Here is a 23766-nt window from a genome sequence, read left to right as displayed (position 1 = left end):
TTCAGGGATGAAATTCGGAATTTTGATTAATGAAGGTCCCTATAACCATCAGGCCGCCGACTCTGCATATCAGTTCTGCAAAGCCGCACTTGATAAGGGGCATGAAATTGATCGCGTGTTCTTTTACCACGATGGTGTGAACAACGCGACTAAACTCACAGAGCCGCCGCAGGACGACCGTAATATCGTTCAGCGCTGGAGCAAACTGGCTGAAGAGCATGGCGTGGATCTGGTGGTATGCGTAGCTGCCGCCTTGCGTCGCGGTATCGTGGACGACAATCTGGCCGCGGGATTCAGGATTTCCGGCTTGGGACAATTGGTCGAGTCCGGCATTCGCTCGGATCGTCTCGTGACCTTTGGCGACTAAGAGGGAGTGATTTATGACTGAAAGTACGGGTGGGATCGATATGGAAGATGACGCTTCCGGGACTATTAAGAAATTCGCCTTTATCAACCGCAAAGCGCCCTATGGCACGATCTACGCATTGGAATCTCTCGAGGTCGTGCTGATCAGCGCAGCGTTTGATCAGGATGTGAGCCTGGTGTTCGCAGACGACGGCGTCTACCAGCTCAAGAAGGGCCAGGCTACCAAAGCGGTTGGGATGAAAAACTTTTCTCCTACCTATCGCGCCCTGGAAGGCTACGACATCGAAAAACTGTATGTCGAGAAGGAGTCCATGGAAGCCCGCGGGTTGACGGCTGACGATCTGATCGTTGACGTTGAAGTGCTGGGTGCGGCTGAATTGGCTGCCTTGCTCGAAGAGCAAGACGTGGTTCTGAGTTTCTAGGAAGGGGATGCAGATGTTGCACATCGTTAACAAATCACCGCTGGACAGAAATGCTCTCGATAGCGCCTTGCGCATGGCCAAGCCGGGTAGCACCATTCTTCTTATCGAAGATGGAATCTATGCCGTGACCAAGGGAAACAAAGCCGAAGGCGCGATCAGGGAAGCCATGAAAACCGTGACTGTCAGCGCGCTATGGCCTGATCTGGAAGCGCGTGGCATGCAGGATACCGTTATTGACGGTGTAAAGCAGGTTGACTACAGCGGGTTCGTGGACCTGGTTGCGGAAAGCAGTTCCGTCATGTCCTGGTTGTAATAATTTTAGTTTTTTGATCCAAGGAGAAATAAATGGGCTTCGAAATCAACGGCAAGACCTACGAAACAGACGAAGAAGGCTATCTGGTTAACCTGGCTGAGTGGGACGAAGAAGCAGCCAAGTACCTGGCCATCGAAGAAAAAGTCGAGATGACCGAATCGCACTGGGAAGTGATCAACTTCCTGCGCGAGTACTACAACGACTACCAAATCGCACCGGCTGTGCGCGTGCTGACCAAAGCGATCGGCAAAAAGCTCGGGCCGGAAAAGGGCAACAGCAAGTACCTGTACGAACTGTTCCCTTACGGACCTGCCAAGCAAGCCTGTAAAATTGCTGGCCTGCCGAAGCCTACCGGCTGCATCTAAGCTTTAGAAATAAGGCATACGGAGCGCCGCGGCCCAATCAAGGTCGCGGCGTACCTGGCCTCCCAGAATAATTGCGGCAAGCGCATGCTTGTCGATTGAATGCTACTCCCAGGGGATGTACATGTCGTTACTGACCGTACTGTTTGCGTGCATGTTTTACGCCGCCACTGCATTGCTGGTGTTCGGGTTGTTTTTTAAAATCCGCAGTTATGCCCGCACGCCTGCACCTTTGAAGATACCAACTACGCCCGCGCCGACAACCAAGACGGGTGTGGTGTTGCGCATGACGCGCGAAGTGACGTTGTTTGAAAGTCTCTTCAAATCCAATAAATGGATTTGGCTGTTTGGATATATGTTTCACGCTGCGTTGTTGTTGGTGGTATTGCGCCATCTGCGCTATTTCACAGAACCGGTATGGTTCTGGGTGGATATTGTCCAGCCTTTCGGAATCTACGCAGGTTTTGCCATGGTGGCGGGGCTGGGTGGACTGTGGGCGCGCCGTTTCCTGGTCGACCGCGTGCGCTATATTTCCACTCCGTCGGATCACCTTATTCTTGCGCTGCTGGTCGCGATTGGCATTACAGGACTCGGCATGAAGTTTGTCGCCCACACCGATATCATCGCCGTCAAAGAATTCATGCTTGGCTTGATGGTGTTCGACTTGCAGCCGCTACCAGCTGACCCGGTGCTTCTGGTCCATCTCACGCTAGTAGCCTTGTTGATGACCATTTTCCCGATCAGCAAGCTGTTGCATGCGCCGGGTATTTTCTTCAGCCCGACTCGCAATCAGACGGATGATCCACGTGACCGTCGCCATATATCGGCATGGGCGGCAAAGCTGGAATCCGGTGCGTCATCCAAGTCCGAAGCGTAATTTGCTGTCGGTCCGGTATTAGCAAAACAAGAGTTAACTATACAAGTAAGCAGGAGGAATAGTGGCAGCTCCACAATTTGAAGTGCCTAAGCTGACGGGATTTATTGACGTACCTTCGATCAAAGAGGGTGCGACAGCACATGTCAAATCGTTTCCTGCCTCTGCGCCGATTCAAGAAGCTATCGGCTTTCCTGGTTCTTTGGTAGAGGATTGGCACGATAAGGCCATTGCCAAGATGGGCGACTTGCTTGGTCGATATCGCTCGTTGCGCGTGTTTATGGATGCATGTGTACATTGCGGCGCTTGCACCGACAAGTGCCATTACTATATTGGCACCGCAGATCCGAAGAACATGCCCGTGGCGCGGCAAGAACTGATGCGCAGCGTTTATCGCCGCCATTTCACCTTTGCCGGAAAGTACTTCCCGTCGCTGGTCGGGGCACAGGATCTAACGGAAGAATTATTGCAGGACTGGTACAAATATTATTACCAGTGCTCGGAATGCCGTCGCTGCTCGGTATATTGTCCGTACGGTATCGATACCGCTGAAGTCACCATGGCGGGCCGCGAAATTCTGGACACTGTCGGTATCGGTCAGAAATACACCAATGAAATCATGGGTAAGCTGCACCGCATAGGTAACAATCTGGGCCTGCCAGGGCCGGCACTGGAAGATACCCTGCTAGGCCTGGAGGAAGACATTTTCGACGCCACCGGTGTGCCAGTGAAACTGCCGCTGGATGCGGAAGGTGCCGAGGTGATGCTGGTTACGCCTTCTGCGGACTTTTTCTCTGAACCTCACGTGGAAAGTCTGATTGGCTATGCCAAGGTGTTCCACGCTGCGGGTATCAAGTGGACATTGAGTTCCAAGGCGTCCGAAGCGGGCAATTTCGGTATGTTCATCGGCAGCTATGACAATATGCGTCGCGCCGCGATGCGTATTAGAGATGCAGCTCTTGACCTCGGTGTGAAACGGATCGTGGTCGGCGAATGCGGCCATGCGTGGCGTGTTGCCTACAGCTTCTGGAATACCCTGACCGGTGTGGGCCATGGCGGTGAAGACGCGTTCTCGAAACAGTTGCAGCAACAGCTTGATCCGAATTACCCGGCGCCACAGCATATTTGCGAATTCACTTATGACCTGATTCAACAGGGCAAGCTGAAATTCGACAAGTCGCTCAACGATCATCGCACCATCACCTTCCATGATTCATGTAACGTGGCACGCGGTTCTCGTATGGGTGACATGCCTGGTGGCCAATTCGTTATTCCACGTGAAGTTATCAAGGCCGTGGCCAATAATTTTTACGACATGCAGGAAGGCACCATTAACGAAGCGACGTTCTGTTGCGGCGGTGGTGGCGGTCTGTTGACCGACGACCTGATGGAAATACGAGTCAAGGGCGCACTGCCACGGATGGAAGCATTCAACAATGTGGTACAGGACAAGCAGGTCAACTTCCTGGCCCTGATCTGCGCGATTTGCAAGGCGCAGTTTACCAAGGTGGTTCCGTATTACGGTTTTGATATGAGCATGATCGGTGGCGTGCACCAACTAGTGGCAACAGCCATCCTGCTCGAAGTACCGGAAGAAACAGCACAAGAATCTGTAGCATCAGACGATTAGTAACCAAAAGGGTCAGCGTTAAAACGCTTGTGACACGAATTTGTAGATAGGAGATTGCTTAACATGTCAGCCTCATCCGAAGAAATGAACCAGAAATTGACCTTCCGTCGCTATAAAGATGGTGACCATAAGGAAGGTGCTTGGCAGGAGAAGATTTTCCAGGCCAGTTGGACGCACAAGTGCCCTGAATACGTGCTGTCCACCCCGCCATGCCAAGGCAGCTGCCCGGCAGGCGAAGATATTCGCGGATATCTTGACATCGTGCGTGGAATGGAAAAACCCCCCAAGGACAGCAACTGGCAAACCTATGCTTTCCAGCGCATCACTCAGGCGAATCCCTTCCCGTCCGTAATGGGCCGCGTTTGCCCGGCACCGTGCGAAAGCGGTTGTAACCGTAATCAGGTTGATGATTTTGTCGGCATCAACTCCGTTGAACACTTCGTCGGTGACTATGCTATTGCCAACAAACTGACTCTGCCCCAGGCTGGTGCCAGCACCGGCAAGAAAGTCGCCCTTATCGGTGGCGGCCCGGCAAGTATGTCTGCCGCGTACCAGTTGCGCCTGAAAGGCCATGCCTGCACGATTTTCGACGACCACGCGATGCTTGGCGGCATGATGCGCTACGGTATTCCTGGCTTCCGTACCCCGCGCGACGTACTCGACGCAGAAATCCAGCGCATTCTGGATCTCGGCGTTGAAGTGAAACTCAACACCCGTATCGGTGTAGATGTCACCCTGGCACAACTGGAAAAAGAATACGACGCAGTTTTCCTCGGCATGGGCGCCCAGTCTGGACGCATGCTGCCCGTCCCTGGCTTCGATGCCGCCAACTGCGTGAACGCCATGGCTTTCCTGCGGGCGTTTAACGATGGCCGTCTGCAGCACGTCGGCAAGCGCGTTGTGGTGATCGGTGGTGGCGACACCTCGATTGACGTGGCCACTGTTGCACGCCGTTTGGGCAATATCACTGTCGCTACTGAGAAAGATCGCCCGGAACACATCATCGCTGGCCAGGTCGCGCATGATGTTGCAGCTGTTTCCGCCCGCGAAGGTGCTGAAGTCGTACTGGTCTCGCGTGCCGCCATCGACAAGATGAATGCAAACAAGCACGAGATCGAGCAGGCTCTGGCCGAAGGCATCGAGATCATCGGCGCTGTAACGCCGATCGCCGTGATCAAGGGTGCTGATGGCCGCGCAACTGCGCTGCGCGTCGCCGAATTTGAAGTGGTCAAGGGTGAGACGATCATCAAGGCCGGCACCGAAAAGGATATTCCTGCTGATCTGATCGTGTCCGCAATTGGTCAGGCGGTTGATTTCACCGGTTTTGATGGCTTCGATAACGGCAAGGGCCTAATTACCGCTAACAAGAACTATGAAGTGCCCAACAAGAAAGGCTACTTCGTCGGTGGTGACGTGATTCGTCCGCACTTGCTGACAACAGCCATCGGCCACGGCTCCATCGCCGCCGAGAGCATCGACATCTACCTGAAAGGCGAAGAACAGGGCAAGCGCCCCAAGATCGACGTTCATCATTGGGATCTGGTACGCAAGCTGGTGGAAACCGAGCATGCTCCTGCCGACTTCAAGGCTGTCGACAAGGCAATCATCATCAAGGAAGAAACCTTTGCCAAGGAAATCGATCTGGGTGTGCGCGGTAGCGACAGCGCCAAATTTGCGGTGCATAATTTCGAGGATCGCTCCGACAAGTATGTCATTCCATCGAATGAACTCTTCCTCGGGCATTTCCCGTTCGTGCCGCGCAACCAGCGCGAGCACATCACGCTGAATGCCGAACAGGCTCTGGGGCACTTCGAAGAGCGTTTGATGAAGCTCGACGACAAGCAGGTCGTTGCGGAAGCCAAACGTTGTATGAGTTGCGGTTTGTGCTTCGAATGCGACAACTGCGTGGTGTACTGCCCGCAAACTGCCGTGTTCAAAGTCAAGCGCACCGACTCCACGACAGGTCGCTATGTCGATACCGACTACGGCAAGTGTATCGGCTGCCACATCTGTGCCGACGTGTGTCCAACCGGCTACATCAAAATGGGTATGGGTGATTAAAGAATGGTCAGCCTGGCGAAATTGCGCAACATGCTGACCTGGCAGCGGGGCGCCGCAATCGCGGCCCTGCTGGCGGTGAGCGTTGTGGCAGTGGCATCGGCGGATGCCCATGAAGAATCATCCAGTGGTCGCGTGCCCGTGCCTGTCCATCCCGAAGGCAAGGGCGATAAATGCGTGAGAGACACGGCATACATGAAGCGGCATCACATGGAGTTGCTCAAGCATCATCGCGACGAAACGATGCGCAATGGCATACGCACCACGGAATACAGTCTGAAAAACTGCGTCTCGTGTCATGCAAGCAAGGACACCAACAGTGTTCTCGGCAAAAATGGCTTCTGCCAGAGCTGCCATAGCTATGCTGCTGTGACGCTGGATTGTTTCGAATGCCACGCCAGCAAGCCCAAGGCAACCGCGGCATTAAACCCTGCACTTGGCCAGGGCTTAAAGGCCGGAGATGGCAGTCTGGCGAGCAATATGCGTCAGGGTGCGCTGACAACCCCCGTTGAACCGAAAACCACAGGTGGGGAAAGTAAATGAGCAACAACGTGGACAATTCCCAGAACGATAATGAGCAAGTCAATTCGCGTCGCCAGTTTCTCGGTTGGGGAGCCGCGGTCGCCGGATTGGCTATTGCGCCCGGCGTAACGCTGCTGGACATCGCCCACGGGCGGCCCGCGGATGAGCCAGCCTCCAGCAAAATACGCTGGGGCATGCTGATCGACAGTGGCAAGTGCGCAACCGGGTGCGATGATTGCGTTTCTGCGTGCGGCAAGGAAAACGGATTCAGCGGTAAGCTTGAAACCGATTCACAGTGGATCCGCAAGATCGAACTCAAGGATTTGCGTACCGGTAACTCGCATAGCTTGCCGATGCTTTGTCAGCATTGCGAACACCCACCGTGCGTGGATGTTTGTCCGACGGGGGCGTCGTTCAAGCGCGCCGACGGAATTGTGCTGGTGGATCGCCATATCTGCATCGGCTGCCGTTATTGCATGATGGCATGTCCTTACAAGGCACGATCCTTCGTACATCAGGAACTGGAAGATCAGAATCCGGATGTGCCTCGCGGCAAGGGCTGTGTTGAATCCTGCACGCTATGCGTACAACGCGTAGACCGCGGAGAACAACCAGCGTGCTCCGATGCCTGTGCGGCTGCCGGTCACAATGCAATCCTGTTTGGAGATCTGAATGATCCGAACAGCGAAATCGCTAAACGCATTGCAGCATCCGCCACTACGCAAGTACGTGCTGACCTGGACCTCAATGTTGGCATTCGCTATCAGGGAATCTGAGCCATGAATTTCGAAGCATTTCACAAAATTGAAGAGCGCGCATTTTATGCGCTGGCGGCTGCACTCGGCCTGGTCGTTCTGATCGGTCTGGGAGCGGCGCACTATATGGAGACTCATGGCCATGTGGTGACCGGTATGAACAACCAGATCGTGTGGGGCTTGCCTCATGTTTTCGCGGTATTCCTGATTGTCGCTGCTTCGGGTGTGCTGAACGTGGCCTCGATTGGCTCCGTGTTTGGCAAGCCAATTTATAAAGCTCGGGCCCCACTCTCAGGCTTGCTCGCCATCGCCTTGCTGGCTGGTGGTCTGACCGTGCTGATGCTGGATCTTGGCCGTCCGGATCGGCTGATCGTCGCCATGACGCACTTCAACTTCAAGTCGATCTTTGCGCTTAACGTCATTTTGTACACTGGTTTCTTCGCAATTGTGGCGACCTATTTATGGACCATGATGGAACGTAAAATGTACGGCTTCTCAAAGTACGTCGGCTTTTCAGCCTTCATCTGGCGTATCGCACTTACTACTGCGACCGGTTCAATTTTCGGTTTTCTCGTGGCGCGCCAGGCTTACAGCTCCGCCTTGCTGGCACCGATGTTCATCATCATGTCTTTTTCCTACGGCCTGGCTGTGTTCATTATCGTGCAGTCGTTCATGTACGCATGGAATGGAATGAAGCTCGATCTCGCGATTCTGCGCCGCATGAAAAACCTGCTGGCCACATTTGTCGGTGCGGTCATGTATTTCACTATCGTGTATCACCTGACAAATCTGTATTTCGCCAAACAGTGGGACTTCGAACGCTTCATCCTGCTTGAAGGCGGAGTGTTCACGACCTTGTTCTGGGTTGGCCAGATGCTCATCGGTACGCTGATTCCGCTGGCGCTGCTTCTGCACCCCACACTGGGAACCAGATGCAAGACGGTTGTCTGGGCTGCGGGCATGATCATAGTAGGAGGATTTGCGCAGCTATACGTGATCATCATCGGTGGCCAGGCATTTCCGCTCAACTTGTTCCCGGGAATGCAGCAGTCCAGCAGCTTTTTCGACGGTGTGATTCATCATTATCAACCCACGCTGCCTGAATTCCTTCTCGGGATGGGTGGGATTGGAATTGCATTTCTGCTGACTACAATTGCCGTGCGGGTGCTTCGCTTCATTCCCCAGGACGATTTCCATCACGTTTCCAAGGAAATGTTGACCGACTGAATTTAGTCAGCTCACATCTCGGCATAACCCGAAGCGTAGCGAAGGCAGGGGATCAATGGTGATTGACCTCGGGCTGTCCTGCGGTACCTTCGGGTTTGCTTTTTGCGCGTTCCCTTTCTGATATGCCTCGCCTGCTAATTTCAGCTGCACACAAATCCTCCGGCAAAACCACCGTCAGTATCGGCTTGTGCGCAGCCCTTACGAACCGCGGACTTGCGGTGCAGCCATATAAAAAAGGGCCGGATTTCATAGACCCGATGTGGCTGTCCGCAGCCACCGGAAGGGACTGCAGGAATCTGGACTTTTACCTGATGGGGCGCGACGAAATCGTCGACACCTATCAACGCAACGCTGCGGATGCAGATGTCAGCTTGATCGAAGGCAACAAGGGCCTTTATGACGGCCTAGATCTCGACGGCAGCAACAGCAATGCCGCCCTGGCAAAGCTGCTGCATGCGCCTGTGGTTCTGGTAATAGATGCGCGGGGCATGACACGCGGAATCGCACCGCTGATCCTGGGTTATCAGGCTTTCGATCGGGATATACGCATTGCGGGTGTGATTCTCAACAATCTTGGTGGCGCGCGACATGAAGGGAAACTGCGCGCAGTTATCGAGCACTACACAGATGTTCCGGTGCTGGGTGCCGTGCATCACGATGCACGCCTGCAAATTACGGAGCGGCACCTGGGGCTAATGCCAAGCAACGAGACAGGTGAAGCGCTCGAACACATTCAAATGATCGGGTCTATTGTCGGCAACCAAGTCGATCTCGACCGTCTGATCCAGATCGCTAACAGCGCGCCGACACTCGAGCCTGTCGAGGTAAAAACGCCAGTTATCTCCACGCAAGGCTCTAATATGACGCTGCGTATTGGGCTGGCACGGGATCAGGCATTCGGCTTTTACTATGCCGACGACCTGGATGCGATGCGCCAGGCAGGTGCGGAAATCATACCGTTTGATACCCTAAATGATCGTGAATTGCCTGCTGACCTTGATGGGATGTTTATCGGTGGCGGTTTCCCGGAATTGTTCATGGCGCAACTCGAGAACAACGTCTCGATGCGAAACAGCATCCATAACGCCATCGAAGACGGGCTACCGGTCTATGCCGAGTGCGGCGGCTTGATGTACCTCGCGCGCAGCCTGTCGTGGCGGAATGAAACGAGACAGATGGCAGGAATTATACCTGGCGATGTGGTCATGCATGGCAAGCCGGTCGGACGGGGTTACGTAAAGGTTCGGTGCAATGGAAAAAACCCGTGGCCGGATGAACAAACCGGCAGGGAATTGCAGGCACATGAATTTCATTATTCCAGCTTGGAAAATGTGCCTACCGACCTAACTTACGCATTTGATGTCGTGCGCGGATACGGTGTTGATGGCAAGCACGATGGTATCGTGTACAAAAACATGCTGGCCTGCTATACCCATTTCCGCTCTTTGCAAGGCTACAACTGGGCGGAACGCTTCATGTCATTTGTGCGCGACGTCAGGAAAAATCGAACGCTCGACAGCAAACGAAATTGTAATAATTAATTCAAGGAGAAGGAAATGGTCAAGGTAACGCCAGAAGCAGTTGCGCAGATCCAGAATGCTGCGGCACAAGCTGGTGCAGAGGGCATGGCATTGCGCATCGCGGCGAAGCGGGATTTCGATGGTTCGATTCAGTACGGCATGGGTTTCGATCAGGAAGCCGAAAACGACGCGCTGATCGATGCCGAGGGTATCACGGTGCTGGTCGCTGTCGAAAGCCAACCTTTGCTGGGTGGGGCGGTGCTGGATTTCGTCGAACTTAGTCCTGGAAACCATCAGTTTGTTTTTATCAACCCCAATGATACCGGCGGATCTTCCTGCGGCTCAAGCGGCGGCGGCGGTGGATGTGGCGGTGGTGGTTGCGGGGGCGGGGGCGGGGGGTGCCACTAGGCAGCAAAACTCTGTAACCGCAAGTCACTGAACAGGGCCGAGCGAAAGCAGTATTGCATCACGGTGAAACAGGAAAGCGGCATAAAAAGCTGAACTCGCCGGTCGGTAAATGATTTGCGCGGGGTTACTGTTGCTCGGTTTTCTGCGCATTTTCACGCGCTTGGGTATTGACGGGCTGTTCTGCACCACCGGCTTTATCCAGCGCCTGACGTTCGCCCGTAAAAAGTGGTGCGGCGGGCGTCTTTGGCAACGGCGCCGGATAAGGTTTCTTTTCCTCGCTGCAAGCAGTGACGCAGAGGCACAAAGTGGCGGCGATCCAGAGTGGTTTCATAGTGCATTTCCGAAGTTAGTAGCTTGGCATCATTTTCGCTTGTCATGGTTGTTGAATCAAGTTCGGACAAACATTTGGAGTCATGATGTCGGCAGCCAAGAAAAAGCCCAAGACTATAAAACAGGTAAAAAGCGGCACTAAAGGAAAAAAACAGGGCCTGGACTTGGCGCAATTCATGGGTCACCAGTACCTTTGCCGCTCGCTCAAGGTTTCTGAGATCAATACGCTGCTAAAGTATCTCACCCTGCGTCAGTTCAACGAAGGCGATATTCTTGCCGACATAGGCGAGGTCGGTGATGCACTTTACCTCGTGGTGCAGGGGGAAATCGCACTGGTTGTTGATGACCAGAAGAAGCAATGTGAGATCGTGCGCGAGAGATCCGGAGAAATGCTGGGCATCATGTCTTTTTTCGATCGTAAGCCGCGTTCGGTGAGGTTGGTGGCCAAGGCGCCGGATACCCAGGTGTTGCGCCTGTCGCGTGCCATGTACAAACGCATGAAGGTGGAACACCCATTCATCGCGATAAACCTTGTTGAGCATGCGCTGATCAATTTGGATTGCCTGTTCCGCAAGGTGAGCAAGGATTTCGCCCAGTTCGCCCACCATCTGTATGGCGGGAATGGTACGTAGCGCTATTCCAGCAAACCTTGCTGGCTCAGAAAGTGGTGCAGAATTTCGATTCTGATCAGGCTATCGTTCATTTCCAGCATGTTTTGCCGCACTGAAAGCTTGAGCGGCAGCAACTCGGCAAGGCGATAGCCGACCCATACGCTATCGTCGTAGCGCAAAGGTGCTGCAAATCGTTCCACTCCCAGGTGTTCGATGATGCGACGCAATACGGTGGCGCAAGCCTCATGCTGTTTTGGTAGCGCAAACGGCTGTTCCTCGGCGACGCTTATAACTTGGGCCAGGATCAGGCCATTTTTTTCAGTGCGCGAATCTTCAATGTGGAATCGATGCGTGCCGAGCACGGCAATATCCAGCATACCCAATTGCTGCATGTCCCAATCGGTGATTTCAACCATGCAGCCAACCTGCTCAGGCACGGCAGGATCGCCGGTTTCCTGCCCCGTGCGAATCAGGCAGATACCGAAATTCGTCTTGTCCTTCAAACATGCGCTCACCATTTCCATGTAGCGTGGTTCAAACACCTTGAGGGTCAGTTTGCCCCCTGGGAAAAGCACGGTATTAAGTGGAAACAGCGGAATTGCGTATTCCGTATGCTGTCTTGCCTGTAGCAAAAAATCAGACAAACGCTGCTTGAGATCAAGAGGCATGAAAGCTATTCAGATGTCTGCTTCGCCCCAGCGTGCCATCAACTGGTGCGGTACGCCAAGATGATCGAGAATCCGCGCGACTACGAAGTCGACCACGTCCTGCACGGTTTTGGGATGGTGGTAAAAGCCTGGGTTGGCGGGCAGAATCACTGTGCCGAGACGGGCGAGCTTCAGCATGTTTTCCAGGTGAATGGCGGAAAATGGCATTTCGCGCGGCACCAGGATGAGCTTGCGCTGCTCTTTCAGCATCACGTCCGCGGCACGTTCGATCAGGTTGTCGCTCATACCAGTGGCAATGGCGGCGAGGGTGCCCATGGTACAGGGGCACACCACCATGGCGTCCGCGGCACCGGAGCCTGAAGCGATCGGGGCGAACCATTCCTCACGCCCGAATACCTTGAGACTCCCGGTAAGATGGGTATAGCGTTCGCGTAATTGCAACTGCAGATCGCGGCTGCTGGATGGGAAATTAAGTCCCAGTTCCTGCTTGGCGACAATCTGCGCGGCTTGAGAGTAGAGCAGATAGACCGTCCGGTCAGCTTCCAGCAAGCTTTCCAGCAGACGCAAGGCATAAGGCATGCCCGAGGCGCCGGTAAGGGCGAGGGTGATCGTGGTGGCGGGGTTCATGACTGCATTGTAGGGGAGTCGTAGTCCAAGCTCAATTTTCCTTGGATGCGGGCCGTGTGTCCTCGGACGGCGCTATAGGAGGCGGTTCGACTTTTTGCACAACAGGCGGGGCGACTGGTTGAGGCTCAACACCCGGTGTGGGCCCAGGTAACGGGGGTGCGATTCCTTGCTTTTGGGGTTCCGCCTTCTTAGGTTCTGTTTTTTGCGTTTCTTCTGGTGCTTTGCGGCGTTGTTCCTCGTGTTTCAAACGCACCAGCTCGCAAGTGGTTTTTTCGAAAATGTCGCCCAGCGTGTCGGGAATAATCGGCGCCGCATCGCCTTCATTGGCTGCAACATATTCGATGGTGCTGCCATCCGCTGCATAAAGCAGGTAGCTGATCAGCTTGAGGGTGTGTTCGGCACAGTGAATGCGTTCGCGGAACAGTCCGCTCGCTGCGAACTGGTTCTTGACCGGTTGCGGCGCCTTGAATACCGCTTTTTTCCAGTAGGTGATCTCATCGCCATTGATGAACAGCTTGGAGCGGTCGTAATAATACTGGTCGCCTTCTCCGCTGGTATGCACGCGTACCCATTCGGCCGCGGCGGCAGGCAAGGGCAGGGTCAGCAGCAGGATCAGCCAGACTGTTCTCACGATGCCGGAAGCGCTTTCAAGGACGTCTCCCCGAGCAGGCGCGAAGCGACCAGGCCGTTGATGATGCCGAACAGGAGCGCTGCCGCGGCGAAAACCGGAGCGAGATAAAGCACCCCGGCATGGGGGATGAGCCAGAAATACACTACCGCCAGTTGCGCGGCGATGTGCGCAAAGGCGGCGAGAATGCTGTGGCTGACCGCGCCGAACCAGTCCGGCGGCAATTTGCAGGCCAGGGCCAGGACCAGGAGGCTGAGCAGCGCACCGCAGAAGCTCAGCACGAAACCGGGTGAAAGAAAGGTGCCGAGCAGAAGGCTGCCGGCTACCACGCGCAACAATGAGACCCAGGCTGCAGCGCGCCAGCCGAAGCGCTGCAACACCAGCAGGGTGACGATATTGGCCAGGCCAGGCTTCACGCCGGGCAGCGGAGACGGCAGCGCGGCTTCCACCAGCGACAAACCGATGGCGAAGGCGGCCAGCCGGGCGATGCGGTGGTCGTCCTGAGATGCGGGTAGGTTAATAACTGAGGGAGTCATAGCGTTTGATCGCTCCGGCCAGTTCCACGCTGACCTGATTGGGCAGGCACAAGGCGGCTTCCCCGGCATGCGACAGCCAACCCTGCTTGACGCAGTACTGACGTGGGCTGGGATCTCTGGCGACGCGCACGCGGCGGTTTTCCACGCTGACCACAGTGATGCCCAGCGGACCGGCGATTTCAAAGTCGTGATTGCGCGCCAGATCGGCTTGTGCGACCACCTTGCCGCCGCTTCGGATGATCAGGGTCGTGCCCGCGGCAGTGCCCCATAACGTGGAAAACAGGCCCGCTACCAGGCTGATTCCGGCTAGCGCGATGATCCAGTCACCAGGCTTTAAATGCGTGCTCATGTAAGCTCACGGTGTCTGACCAGAAGCTGATATTCGCTACCGAATTGCGCGGCAAGGGTTTCTGCGAAGTACACCGAGCGGTGTTGCCCGCCCGTGCAGCCGAGCGCGACCGTCAGGTAGTTGCGGTTGTCGCGGATGAAGCACGGCAACCATTCAGCAACGAAGCGACTGATATCGCCAAGCATTTTCTGCACGCTGGGGTCCCTTTGCAGGAAGGCGATGACCGCGGCGTCTTTTCCGGTCAGCGGTCGCAGAGCCGGGTCGTAGTGCGGGTTGGGCAGGCAACGCACGTCGAAGACGAAGTCGGCATCGAGCGGAATGCCATGCTTGAAGCCGAAGGACTGAAACAGCAAAGTAAGGCGCGAACGATCCAGGGAGATAAAATCCTTGACCCAGGCGCGCAGGGTATTGGGGGATAGCTCGCTGGTGTCGATGCGGTGGCCGAAATCGCTCACCGCTTCCAGACGCTCGCGTTCGAGCTGGATGCATTCGGTAAGGGTGCGCTGTTCGTCGCTGAGCGGGTGGCGGCGGCGGGTTTCGCTGAAGCGCTTCACCAGTTCTTCGGTCTTGGCTTCCAAAAACAGGACACGTACATCGAGACCCAGTTGCCTCAACTCGGCAATGCCGCGTGGAAGCTGATTCAGGTCGCTGCTGCTGCGTCCGTCCACGCCGATGGCGGCGTGCAGGTGGCCGCTGCTGGCCAGGAAACTGGCGGTTTGGGTGAGCAATGGGAGGGGCAGGTTGTCGATGCAAAAATACCCGCTGTCTTCCAGCACGTTGAGTGCGATCGTTTTTCCCGAGCCGGACAAGCCACTGACAATGATCAACTGCATCGCTTCAGGGCTCGGCCAAATGGTCTTGCGCCATCATGCTTTCGTGGCGCTCGATGAATTGCTGAGTACTGTGGATGCCGCGCAGTTGCAGGATGTGGTTGCGCACGGCCACTTCCACCAGGACCGCGATGTTGCGCCCGGCTGCGACTGGAATGCGCACTTCGGGAATGACGATGTCGAGGATCTGCTGGGTGTAGGCGTTTATTTGCAGCCGGTCACGGCTCATGGTCTTTTCGGTGAGCTGTTCCAGATGGACGATGAGCTTGAGGTTTTTTTTCAGCTTTACCGCAGTTTCGCCGAACAAGGCGCGGATGTTGAGCACGCCCAGTCCGCGCACTTCGAGAAAATCCTGCAGCATCGCCGGGCAGCGCCCTTCCAGGGTGTCCGGCGCGACCTGGTAGAACTCAACCACGTCGTCCGCCACCAAACGGTGGCCGCGCGTGATCAGTTCCAGCGCAAGCTCGCTCTTGCCCACCGCACTGTCGCCGGTGATCATCACGCCCATGCCCTGCACTTCCATGAACACGCCGTGGCGTACCGTGGATTCGGCCAGCACCTGTGCCAGGTAGTGGCGCAGCACGCTCATCAGGTCGGGGCTTGGCTGCGGCGAAGTGAAGAGCGGGGTCTGGGTGCGGTCTGCTGCTTCCTTCAGCTTGGTGGGCACCTGTTCGCCATTGGCGACGATGATCGCCGCCAGTTCGGTGCTGAACAGGTTATTGATGGTCTGGCCGTGCAATTCCGGAGCCAGGCTGCGCAGATAATCCATTTCCGCGCAACCCAGCACCTGGACGCGGTTGGGATGGACGAAATTGAGATAGCCGATCAGCGCCAGGGAAAGCTTCTGCACTGTGTCGCTGGTAAGCAGCTTGGTGCCCCCGAGCTTGCCCGCGACCCAGGTCAGGCCGAGTTTTTCGCATTTGTCCGCGAATAGCTGATTAACGCTGATTTGCGGCATGAGGCGCCCAAGTGGTGAGGAGCTTGTGCAGGGCTTCGCGCTCGTGGCAGGCATTGAGTCGTTCGCGCAAATGGCGATCGCTGAACATGTGCGCCAGTTCGCCGAGGATTTGCAGGTGCAGGTCGGTAGCCTGTTCCGGTACCAGCAGCACGAACATCAGCGATACCGGGGTATTGTCCGGGGCATCGAAAGGGATTGCCTGCTTCAGCCGTGCGAACACGCCGACAGTGTCCTTCAGTCCCTTGATGCGGCCATGCGGTATCGCCACGCCGTGGCCGAGGCCGGTGGAACCCAGCTTTTCCCGTGCGAACAGGCTGTCGAAAATCTTGCCCTTGCCCAGATGGAGTTGTTCTTCCAGCAACAGGCCGATCTGTTCGAAAGCCCGTTTCTTGCTTGCGGCATCGAGCTCGGCGATGACGTTGTCGAGCGGGAGGATTTTTGCGATGAGCTCCATAGGCGTTGCCTCGGACGTTAATGCGCGTGGATTATTCTTCTTCTGTCGCAGCCTGGTGCTTCATGTTGTTGTGGTGCTCGGTGTTTTTTTCCTTGTGCTTGAGGATCTGGCGATCCAGCTTGTCCACCAGTGCATCGATGGCGGCGTACATGTCGAGATCGTCGGTTTCGACGTGGATGTCGTTGCCGCGCAAGTGAACGGTTACTTCGGCTTTCTGCTTGAGTTTTTCGACGGTCAGAATCACTTTGACGTCGATAACCTGCTCGAAATGACGGGTGATCTTGTCCAGCTTGGAGGTAACGTAGTCGCGGATAGCGGGAGTGACTTCAATATGGTGGCCGGTGATGTTCAGGTTCATGATTTTTACTCCTTGTGATTAAAGGGACTTGCGAAGAGTTACCGCGGGAATTTGCATTGCCTCGCGGTATTTGGCCACGGTGCGGCGGGCAACTACAATGCCCTGCTGCGCCAGAATTTCAGTGATCTGGGTGTCACTCAGTGGTTTTTTGCTGTCTTCCGCGCCTACCAGTTGCTTGATCAGGGCACGGATGGCGGTGGCCGAACAGGCGCCGCCGGTTTCGGTGGCCACATGGCTGCCGAAAAAGTATTTTAATTCAAAAATGCCGCGCGGGGTGAGCATGTACTTCTGCGTGGTGACGCGCGAGATCGTCGACTCGTGCAGGCCGATCTCGTCCGCGATCTCGCGCAGCACCAGCGGACGCATGGCGACTTCGCCGTGCTCGAAAAAGCGCCGCTGGCGGTCGACGATGGCTTGAGACACGCGCAAGATGGTGTCGAAACGCTGCTGGATGTTCTTTACCATCCAGCGTGCTTCCTGCAACTGGCTGGCGAGCTGCTGACCGCCGCCTTCGCGGTTGCGGCTCAGGATGTCGGCGTACATGCGGTTAACGCGCAGCTTCGGCATGGCTTCACGGTTCAGGCTGGCGACCCAGGTCCCCTTGATTTTCTTCACGATCACGTCCGCCACGACATAGCGCGTGTCGGATGCCGTAAAGGCACTGCCGGGGCGGGGGTTGAGATGGGTGATCAGGCTTTGCGCGCCGCGCAGGACATCGTCGTCGCACTGCAGCAGTTTTTTCAGCTTGTTGTAATCGCGGCTGCCTAACAGTTCCAGATGCTGGCGGGCAATTTGCAGGGCAGCTTTGCGGCAGGGCGTATCGACCGGCATGGCTTCCAGCTGCAGCGCCAGACATTCGCTGAGATTGCGCGCGCCGACGCCGATCGGGTCGAGGTTTTGCAGGTACTTGAGCGCGGTGTCGAGTTCCAGCGGGTCGATTTCCAGCTCGGGTGGCAGCATGGCGGCGATATCGTCCAGGCTTTGGGTGAGGTAGCCGTCATCGCTGAGGGCGTCGATCATCAGCGAGACCATGGTTCTGTCGCGCAGGGAGAGTTGCGTCAGGTTGAGCTGCCAGTTGAGGTGGTCGCGCAGGCTGACCTCCTTGGCGTCCTGTTGCGGGAAGTCCGGTTCGTCGTTGTCGTCGCGGGCGGCATGGGAAGGCATGGCCTCGTCCCAGATGTCCTCGCTGGCGCTGTTATCCTCGCTCGATTCTTCCGTAGGTGTCGTCGTGGCTGATGTCGACACTTCCCCGTCCCCTGTGTACGAGCTGGTTTCAAGCGGGGCGACTTCATCCTGGTTGGGATCGACGCGTTCCAGCAAGGGGTTGTTTTCGATGAACTGCTCCAGCTCCTGATTGAGGTCAAGCGTCGATAGCTGCAGCAATCGGATCGACTGCTGCAGCTGCGGCGTTAGCGTAAGGTGCTGGGAGAGTTTGAGTTGAAGGCTGTGTTTCATGGGGTAGTGCCAGTTCCCGGGGCGGGGATTCCTGGCCGTGTCATAGGCGGAAATGCTCGCCGAGATATACTTTTCTCACGGCTTCATTATAAACGATTTCATCCGGTTTGCCGCTGGCCAGAACCAGACCATCGTTGATGATATAGGCGTGGTCGCAGATGCCCAGGGTTTCGCGCACGTTATGGTCGGTAATGAGCACGCCGATGTCGCGTTCGCTGAGGAAACGGATGATTTTCTGGATTTCCAGCACTGCGATCGGGTCCACGCCGGCGAAGGGCTCGTCGAGCAGGATGAAGCGCGGGTTCGAGGCCAGCGCGCGGGCGATCTCTACGCGGCGGCGTTCCCCGCCGGACAGGCTCAACGCCGGGTTGTCGCGCAGGTGATGAACGTGCAGTTCGTGTAGCAGGTCGTTGGTTTGCTGCTCCACCTGGTCGGCGCTGAGGCCGCGCAGCTCGAGGATGGCGCTGACGTTTTCCGCCACCGTGAGCTTGCGGAAAATCGATGCTTCCTGCGGCAGGTAACTCAATCCCAGGCGCGCGCGACGGTGGATCGGCATACGGCTCAATTCCTGGCCGTCGAGGCGAATGCTGCCGCCATCGAGGGGCACCAGTCCCACCATCATGTAGAAACTGGTGGTTTTGCCCGCGCCGTTGGGGCCGAGCAGGCCGACCACCTCGCCGCTGGTGACGCGCAGAGATACGTCCTTGACCACGGTGCGTGATTTGTAGCGCTTCTTCAAGCCGCCAACGATCAACTCACTCATTATTCGGCTCGCGGCTGGGCAATGCTTTCCGCCCCCTTGAGCGGGACCGGAGCCGGTGCTGCGGGACTCTTGCCCGGCTTCGGTTTCGGCTGGATCACCGCATGTACCCGGCCCTTTTCCCTACCCGGCGAAGCGACTTCCTTGCCGCCGCCGAGCGCCTGGAAGAATTCGGTCTTGGCATCGTAGGAAATGTAATTGCCGCGCACTTCATCCTGCCCGCGCTTCATGCGGGCCTGGGTAAACAGCTCCACCTTGTCGTTCTTGCCGTCGTATTCGATGCGTTGCCCATAACCCTCGACATATTCATCCAGACCTTCGCGCTTCTGCCTGAAGCTGGCCGGATTGCCGTAGGCGGTCCCGTGCTGCAGGCCGGTGGCGTCTTCCGTCACCACCAGCTTGTCGGCGCGGATCAGCAGCGTGCCCTGGGTGAGCTGGACGTTTCCCATGTAAGTGCTTACTTTTGTGGCATCGTCCACCGTTACAGTGTCGGCTTCCAGGTTGATCGGCTTGTCGCGGTCCGCCAGTTCGGCAAGGACGGTGGCGGGAGCCAGCAGGACGGACAGGAGGCAGATCAGGATGCTATTTCGATTTTTCATAATGCCCTTTCACGCGGGAAAGCAGTTTTACCACATGAGTGCGGTTGTTGAGTTCCATCCCAATGGCGGTGATGACAGCAGCGGGGGTCTTGATGGTGACGGCCCGGTCGGTGCGGGCGATGTCCTGGTCAGGGGTAATATGCAGGTACTCGGTATCGATCGTCAACCAGTCTTTCTCCGCGCCGGCATCCTTCTTTACTTTTACATCGCGGGTAAAGTAAACCTCCTTGCCGTTGCTGGAAACCAGGCCGCTCTGGGCCGCGATGTGGGTCGCCACGCGGGCCTCGTCGAATGCGGTGAAATTGGGACGGGTCAGCTGGGTGGTGTCGTCGTCGGGATAGTGCTCCATTTTGACGGCCGCCAGCATGTGCAATGGCAGACCGTCCTTGCCCAGGCGCCGGGCGACAAAGTTTTCCACCCAGTAATCCGGGTCGTGACGCGCGCTGCCGTCCCGCTTGAACAGCGGTTCCTGAACCGCACGGTCGAGCCAGAAGGTAAGCAGGGCGAGCAGAATCATGAGCCCGAGGGGGAACCAGAGCGTGAGGCGGTCGCTCATTTGAGATAAATGGATAACTGGGCCTCCAGCGTATTCTGCGCCTGCATGATGAGTTCGCAGACTTCGCGCGCTGCGCCGCGGCCGCCCTCGCGCCGCGTGACGTGGTGGGCGTGGCGCTGCACCAGTTCCGGCGCCTGGGGAACGGTCACGGCGAGGCCGCAACGGCGCATGACCGGGAGATCGATTACGTCGTCACCCATGAAGGCGCACTGCTCGAGGTGGAGGCCGAGTTTTTCCGTGAGGTCGTGAAAAGCCTGGAGCTTGTCGTGGACGCCCTGGTAAAGGTGGGTGATGCCGAGGTTGTGGGCGCGGTGGATGACGACCTTGGACGTGCGACCGGTGATGATGGCCAGTTCCACGCCGGAATTTTTCAGCATTTTCATGCCGTGGCCGTCGAGCGAGTTGAAGGCCTTGTATTCCTGGCCGTCGTCGCCGAGGTATAGGCTGCCGTCGGTAAGCACGCCATCCACGTCGAAAATCAGTAATTTGATGTTGCGTGCCAGATCGTATACGGCTTGCATGGACTATCCTTAAACCACGCCGGCGCGCAGCAGGTCGTGCATGTTGAAGGCGCCCACCAGGCGGCCGGCACTGTCGGCGACCAGCAGTCCGTTGACCTTGCGCTGTTCCATGAATTGCACCGCTTCCGCCGCCAGGCGTTCCGGGGCGATGGTGAGCGGGCTGGATGACATCACGTCGCGGATGGGCGTGGTACGTATGTCGAGCGGGGAGTCGAGATGACGACGCAGGTCACCGTCGGTGAAGATGCCGAGGATGTGCTCCTGTTCGTCCACCACGGCGGTCATGCCCAGCCCCTTCTTGGTCATTTCCAGCAGCGCCGCGCTCAGGCTGGCGTCGGCAGGTACCTTGGGCAAGGCGTCGCCCTGATGCATGATGTCCTGGATATGCACCAGCAGGCGCCGACCCAACGCACCGCCAGGATGGGAGCGCGCGAAGTCGTCCTTGCCGAAACCGCGCGCGTCCAGCAGCGCCACCGCCAGGGCATCTCCCAAGGCCAGCGCCACGGTGGTGCTGGCGGTCGGGGCCAGCCCCAGCGGACAGGCTTCCTGCGTCACGCTGGCGTCGAGATGAAGGTCGGCTTCGCGTGCCATGGTCGACTGGGGATTGCCGGTCATGGCGATCAGCTTGGCGCCGAGACGCTTGATCAGCGGCACGATGGCGACCAGTTCCGGGCTTTCGCCGGAATTGGACAGGGCGATCACCACGTCCTGCGGCGTGATCATGCCCAAGTCGCCATGGCTGGCCTCGCCGGGGTGCACGAAGAAGGACGGCGTGCCGGTGCTGGCCAGCGTGGAGGCGATCTTGCCCGCGACGTGGCCGGACTTGCCCATGCCGCTGACGATGATGCGTCCGCTGCAGGCCAGGCAAAGCTCCAGCGCGTGGACGAAATTGTGGTCGAGGCGCTGGCTCAGCGCACGGATGGCATCGGCTTCGATGGTCAGAACCTGGCGCGCCAGATCGAGGATTTTTTCGGGTGTCGGCATCGGATTGGCCGGAGGGCGTGGCTCGCCGGCGGGTAAATTAAGTCGTGATAGTATAAGGCCGAACGCATAAGCGATAAAGCCGCGCTGACTTTGGAGGACAACTGTTTCATGCCGCACGACGCCACAACCACCCTGCAATCAGTTCTGGTACTGCTCGGCGCAGCAGTCTTTGCGGTGGCTCTGTTCCGCAGCCTGCGCCTGCCGCCCTTGCTGGCCTATCTGCTGGTGGGCATGTTGGCAGGACCTCATGCCTTGGGATGGATTCCCAATAGCGAGGACACTCGTTACCTGGCCGAATTTGGCGTTGTTTTCCTGATGTTCAGTATCGGCCTGGAATTCAGCTTGCCGCAACTGAAAGCCATGCGGGGCGTGGTGTTCGGTCTTGGAAGCGCGCAGGTGCTGGTCACCCTGGCGCTGGTGCTGGTGGCCGCGCTGCTGTTTGGGCACTCCTGGCAGGCTGGCGTGGCGATGGGCGGTGTAATGGCGCTGTCGTCCACCGCCATTGTAAGCAAGATGATGACCGAACGCCTTGAGCTCCAGTCGCGCCACGGACGACTGGTGATCGGGGTGCTGCTGTTCCAGGATCTGGCGGTGGTGCCTTTGCTGATCCTGCTTCCCGCGTTGTCAGCTACTGGCGATGATCTGGCTGGCGTAATCGGCATGGTTTTCCTTAAGGCGGCCGTGCTGCTGTTCGGCCTGCTCTATTTGGGGCAGCGCCTGATGCGGCCCTGGTTTCACTGGGTGGCGCGGCGTAAATCCTCCGAGTTGTTCATGCTCAATGTGTTGCTGGTGACGCTCGGCCTGGCCTACTTGACCAGCCTGGCCGGGCTGTCTCTGGCGCTGGGTGCCTTCCTGGCCGGCATGCTGATTTCCGAAACGGAATACCGCTATCAGGTCGAAGCCGACATTCAGCCTTTCCGCGATGTCCTGCTGGGCCTGTTTTTCGTCACCGTCGGCATGCTGCTGGACCTCAGAACCGTGGCGGCGAATCTGGGCTGGGTCGTTTTCGTACTGCTTGGTCTGGTGCTGGGAAAGGGAGCTATTGTCGCCTTGTTGAGCCGCCTTTTTCGTCACGATATCAGCGTGTCGTTGCGCACCGGTCTGTTCCTCGCTCAGGCGGGAGAATTCGGTTTTGTCCTGCTGACCCTTGCCAATGATGGCGGACTCCTGCCTCTCTATGTGGCGCAGATTGTTCTGGCGGCGATGTTGCTTTCCATGCTGGCAGCCCCGTTTCTCCTGCATCACAGCGGTGCGATCGTATCGCGTCTGTGTCGCAACGACTGGAATTACCGTGCGCTGGAGTTGCATGAAATCGTGGTCAAGAGCGCGGGCACAGAGGGGCATGTGATCGTTTGCGGTTATGGTCGCAGCGGTCAGAATCTGTCGCGTTTTCTAAGTCTGGAAGAGATTCCATTCTTTGCGCTGGACCTTGATCCGCAGCGCGTGAGAGCTGCTGCAGCTGCAGGCGAGAACGTGGTATATGGCGATGCCAGTCGGCGCGAGGTTCTTATGGCAGCCGGCATTCAGCGTGCGCGGGCAGTGGTGGTGTCCTATGCCGACACGGCGTCTGCCCTCAAGGTGCTGCATCAGGTGCATGAATTACGCCCCGATCTGCCGGTGGTGGTGCGCACCCTCGACGATTCAGACTTGGGCAAGCTGCAACAGGCCGGTGCGGCCGAGGTGGTGCCGGAAGTGCTGGAAGGTTCCTTGATGCTGGCTTCCCATGCCCTGATGCTGCTCGGCGTCCCGCTGGCGCACGTGCTGCGGCGCATCCGCGAAGTGCGCTCGCAGCGTTATGGACTGTTCCGCGGCGTGTTCCGCGGCGAGGCGGAAAGCGGCCTGGAAGAGCACGAGCAACCCCGCCTCTCCTCCGTGGCGCTGGGCGACAAGGCCGCGGCGATCGGCAAGACGCTCGCCGAACTCGAACTGGACAGCCTGCTGGTGGAGATCACCGCGATCCGCCGAAGAGGCATCCGCGGCCTCGAGCCATCGCCGGACACGAAACTGATGGCGGGGGACGTGCTGGTGCTGCTGGGAACGGCGGACGACCTAGTGCAGGCGGAAAGCAAGCTGCTGCAGGGGTAA

General features: G+C 57.3%; 30 protein-coding genes. 14 read left to right on the top strand and 16 right to left on the bottom strand.

Annotation, left to right across the window (positions count from 1 at the left end):
• Positions 1 to 7: 7 nt before the first annotated feature.
• The 12 genes from tusD to SKTS_RS17095 all read left to right on the top strand — a co-directional run bounded on the left by tusD (position 8) and on the right by SKTS_RS17095 (position 10457).
• The gene (tusD, locus tag SKTS_RS17150) at positions 8 to 367 is read left to right on the top strand and encodes a sulfurtransferase complex subunit TusD (protein WP_173067947.1); all 360 of its coding nucleotides are present in this window, start codon (positions 8 to 10) and stop codon (positions 365 to 367) included.
• A 13-nt stretch (positions 368 to 380) separates the two neighbouring features.
• Positions 381 to 788 carry a sulfurtransferase complex subunit TusC gene (tusC, locus tag SKTS_RS17145; protein WP_244617379.1) on the top strand — a complete coding sequence of 136 codons (408 nt, stop codon included), beginning with the start codon at positions 381 to 383 and terminating at the stop codon, positions 786 to 788.
• A gap of 13 nt (positions 789 to 801) precedes the next feature.
• Positions 802 to 1101: a sulfurtransferase complex subunit TusB gene (gene tusB, locus SKTS_RS17140; RefSeq protein WP_173067945.1), complete on the top strand. Its 300-nt coding sequence runs from the start codon at positions 802 to 804 to the stop codon at positions 1099 to 1101.
• A gap of 32 nt (positions 1102 to 1133) precedes the next feature.
• Positions 1134 to 1466 (top strand): TusE/DsrC/DsvC family sulfur relay protein, encoded by a 333-nt coding sequence (locus tag SKTS_RS17135; protein ID WP_173067942.1) that lies wholly within the window; start codon positions 1134 to 1136, stop codon positions 1464 to 1466.
• A gap of 121 nt (positions 1467 to 1587) precedes the next feature.
• Positions 1588 to 2340 carry a respiratory nitrate reductase subunit gamma gene (locus SKTS_RS17130; protein WP_173067939.1) on the top strand — a complete coding sequence of 251 codons (753 nt, stop codon included), beginning with the start codon at positions 1588 to 1590 and terminating at the stop codon, positions 2338 to 2340.
• A 61-nt stretch (positions 2341 to 2401) separates the two neighbouring features.
• Complete coding sequence (gene dsrK, locus SKTS_RS17125) at positions 2402 to 3967, top strand: sulfate reduction electron transfer complex DsrMKJOP subunit DsrK (RefSeq protein WP_173067936.1); 1566 nt, start codon at positions 2402 to 2404, stop codon at positions 3965 to 3967.
• A gap of 63 nt (positions 3968 to 4030) precedes the next feature.
• On the top strand, positions 4031 to 6028 hold the full coding sequence (locus tag SKTS_RS17120) for an NAD(P)-binding protein (RefSeq protein WP_173067933.1): 1998 nt from the start codon (positions 4031 to 4033) through the stop codon (positions 6026 to 6028).
• Between the two features lie 3 nt (positions 6029 to 6031).
• Positions 6032 to 6568 (top strand): sulfur reduction protein DsrJ, encoded by a 537-nt coding sequence (locus SKTS_RS18775; protein ID WP_188200233.1) that lies wholly within the window; start codon positions 6032 to 6034, stop codon positions 6566 to 6568.
• Entirely contained in the window at positions 6565 to 7323 is a 759-nt protein-coding gene (gene dsrO, locus SKTS_RS17110; RefSeq protein ID WP_173067930.1) for a sulfate reduction electron transfer complex DsrMKJOP subunit DsrO, read from the top strand. Before SKTS_RS18775 ends, dsrO begins: the two co-directional genes overlap by 4 nt.
• A gap of 3 nt (positions 7324 to 7326) precedes the next feature.
• On the top strand, positions 7327 to 8529 hold the full coding sequence (gene nrfD / locus SKTS_RS17105; protein ID WP_173067927.1) for an NrfD/PsrC family molybdoenzyme membrane anchor subunit: 1203 nt from the start codon (positions 7327 to 7329) through the stop codon (positions 8527 to 8529).
• Positions 8530 to 8591: 62 nt separating this feature from the next.
• Positions 8592 to 10070 (top strand): cobyrinic acid a,c-diamide synthase CobB, encoded by a 1479-nt coding sequence (locus SKTS_RS17100; protein ID WP_244617378.1) that lies wholly within the window; start codon positions 8592 to 8594, stop codon positions 10068 to 10070.
• 15 nt (positions 10071 to 10085) lie between these two features.
• Entirely contained in the window at positions 10086 to 10457 is a 372-nt protein-coding gene (locus SKTS_RS17095) for a HesB/IscA family protein (protein WP_173067924.1), read from the top strand.
• Positions 10458 to 10581: 124 nt separating this feature from the next.
• Here the strand turns inward: SKTS_RS17095 and SKTS_RS17090 are convergent, their stop codons facing one another.
• Entirely contained in the window at positions 10582 to 10788 is a 207-nt protein-coding gene (locus SKTS_RS17090) for a hypothetical protein (protein WP_173067923.1), read from the bottom strand.
• An 85-nt stretch (positions 10789 to 10873) separates the two neighbouring features.
• Here SKTS_RS17090 and SKTS_RS17085 point away from each other — a divergent pair, with 85 nt between their 5' ends.
• On the top strand, positions 10874 to 11419 hold the full coding sequence (locus tag SKTS_RS17085) for a cyclic nucleotide-binding domain-containing protein (RefSeq protein WP_198420391.1): 546 nt from the start codon (positions 10874 to 10876) through the stop codon (positions 11417 to 11419).
• A 2-nt stretch (positions 11420 to 11421) separates the two neighbouring features.
• On the opposite strand, the gene SKTS_RS17080 is transcribed toward SKTS_RS17085, so the two are convergent.
• Genes SKTS_RS17080 through SKTS_RS17010 form a run of 15 tightly spaced genes read right to left on the bottom strand, consistent with a single transcriptional unit; the run spans position 11422 to position 21681 of the window.
• The gene (locus tag SKTS_RS17080) at positions 11422 to 12066 is read right to left on the bottom strand and encodes an LON peptidase substrate-binding domain-containing protein (protein ID WP_173067920.1); all 645 of its coding nucleotides are present in this window, start codon (positions 12064 to 12066) and stop codon (positions 11422 to 11424) included.
• Positions 12067 to 12075: 9 nt separating this feature from the next.
• Positions 12076 to 12693, bottom strand: coding sequence for a flavin prenyltransferase UbiX (locus tag SKTS_RS17075; protein WP_173067917.1), 618 nt, complete (start codon positions 12691 to 12693; stop codon positions 12076 to 12078).
• A gap of 31 nt (positions 12694 to 12724) precedes the next feature.
• The gene (locus SKTS_RS17070) at positions 12725 to 13285 is read right to left on the bottom strand and encodes a surface-adhesin E family protein (protein WP_173067914.1); all 561 of its coding nucleotides are present in this window, start codon (positions 13283 to 13285) and stop codon (positions 12725 to 12727) included.
• Positions 13286 to 13320: 35 nt separating this feature from the next.
• Positions 13321 to 13857 carry a Gx transporter family protein gene (locus SKTS_RS17065; RefSeq protein WP_173067911.1) on the bottom strand — a complete coding sequence of 179 codons (537 nt, stop codon included), beginning with the start codon at positions 13855 to 13857 and terminating at the stop codon, positions 13321 to 13323.
• Positions 13838 to 14206 (bottom strand): NusG domain II-containing protein, encoded by a 369-nt coding sequence (locus SKTS_RS17060; protein WP_173067908.1) that lies wholly within the window; start codon positions 14204 to 14206, stop codon positions 13838 to 13840. The genes SKTS_RS17065 and SKTS_RS17060 overlap by 20 nt, the downstream gene beginning before the upstream one ends.
• The gene (rapZ, locus tag SKTS_RS17055; protein ID WP_173067905.1) at positions 14203 to 15039 is read right to left on the bottom strand and encodes an RNase adapter RapZ; all 837 of its coding nucleotides are present in this window, start codon (positions 15037 to 15039) and stop codon (positions 14203 to 14205) included. The genes SKTS_RS17060 and rapZ overlap by 4 nt, the downstream gene beginning before the upstream one ends.
• A 4-nt stretch (positions 15040 to 15043) precedes the next feature.
• On the bottom strand, positions 15044 to 15994 hold the full coding sequence (gene hprK / locus SKTS_RS17050; protein WP_173067902.1) for an HPr(Ser) kinase/phosphatase: 951 nt from the start codon (positions 15992 to 15994) through the stop codon (positions 15044 to 15046).
• Positions 15975 to 16448 carry a PTS sugar transporter subunit IIA gene (locus tag SKTS_RS17045; protein ID WP_173067899.1) on the bottom strand — a complete coding sequence of 158 codons (474 nt, stop codon included), beginning with the start codon at positions 16446 to 16448 and terminating at the stop codon, positions 15975 to 15977. Before SKTS_RS17045 ends, hprK begins: the two co-directional genes overlap by 20 nt.
• Before the next feature lie 31 nt (positions 16449 to 16479).
• Positions 16480 to 16806, bottom strand: coding sequence for a ribosome hibernation-promoting factor, HPF/YfiA family (hpf, locus tag SKTS_RS17040; RefSeq protein WP_173067896.1), 327 nt, complete (start codon positions 16804 to 16806; stop codon positions 16480 to 16482).
• 18 nt (positions 16807 to 16824) lie between these two features.
• Positions 16825 to 18261 (bottom strand): RNA polymerase factor sigma-54, encoded by a 1437-nt coding sequence (locus SKTS_RS17035; protein ID WP_173067893.1) that lies wholly within the window; start codon positions 18259 to 18261, stop codon positions 16825 to 16827.
• Positions 18262 to 18301: 40 nt separating this feature from the next.
• Entirely contained in the window at positions 18302 to 19024 is a 723-nt protein-coding gene (gene lptB, locus SKTS_RS17030; protein ID WP_173067890.1) for an LPS export ABC transporter ATP-binding protein, read from the bottom strand.
• Positions 19024 to 19620 (bottom strand): lipopolysaccharide transport periplasmic protein LptA, encoded by a 597-nt coding sequence (gene lptA / locus SKTS_RS17025; RefSeq protein ID WP_173067887.1) that lies wholly within the window; start codon positions 19618 to 19620, stop codon positions 19024 to 19026. Before lptA ends, lptB begins: the two co-directional genes overlap by 1 nt.
• Positions 19604 to 20176 carry an LPS export ABC transporter periplasmic protein LptC gene (gene lptC / locus SKTS_RS17020; protein WP_173067884.1) on the bottom strand — a complete coding sequence of 191 codons (573 nt, stop codon included), beginning with the start codon at positions 20174 to 20176 and terminating at the stop codon, positions 19604 to 19606. The genes lptA and lptC overlap by 17 nt, the downstream gene beginning before the upstream one ends.
• The gene (gene kdsC / locus SKTS_RS17015; RefSeq protein ID WP_173067881.1) at positions 20173 to 20697 is read right to left on the bottom strand and encodes a 3-deoxy-manno-octulosonate-8-phosphatase KdsC; all 525 of its coding nucleotides are present in this window, start codon (positions 20695 to 20697) and stop codon (positions 20173 to 20175) included. Before kdsC ends, lptC begins: the two co-directional genes overlap by 4 nt.
• A gap of 9 nt (positions 20698 to 20706) precedes the next feature.
• Entirely contained in the window at positions 20707 to 21681 is a 975-nt protein-coding gene (locus SKTS_RS17010; RefSeq protein ID WP_173067878.1) for a KpsF/GutQ family sugar-phosphate isomerase, read from the bottom strand.
• Positions 21682 to 21789: 108 nt separating this feature from the next.
• Between SKTS_RS17010 and SKTS_RS17005 the strand changes: the two genes are divergently transcribed.
• Entirely contained in the window at positions 21790 to 23766 is a 1977-nt protein-coding gene (locus tag SKTS_RS17005) for a monovalent cation:proton antiporter family protein (RefSeq protein WP_173067875.1), read from the top strand.

This window comes from Sulfurimicrobium lacus, from assembly GCF_011764585.1.
In the GTDB taxonomy this organism is placed as follows: Bacteria; Pseudomonadota; Gammaproteobacteria; order Burkholderiales; family Sulfuricellaceae; genus Sulfurimicrobium; species Sulfurimicrobium lacus.
Note: the sequence above shows the minus strand (reverse complement) of the source record. Positions and strands in the feature narration are given on the sequence as shown.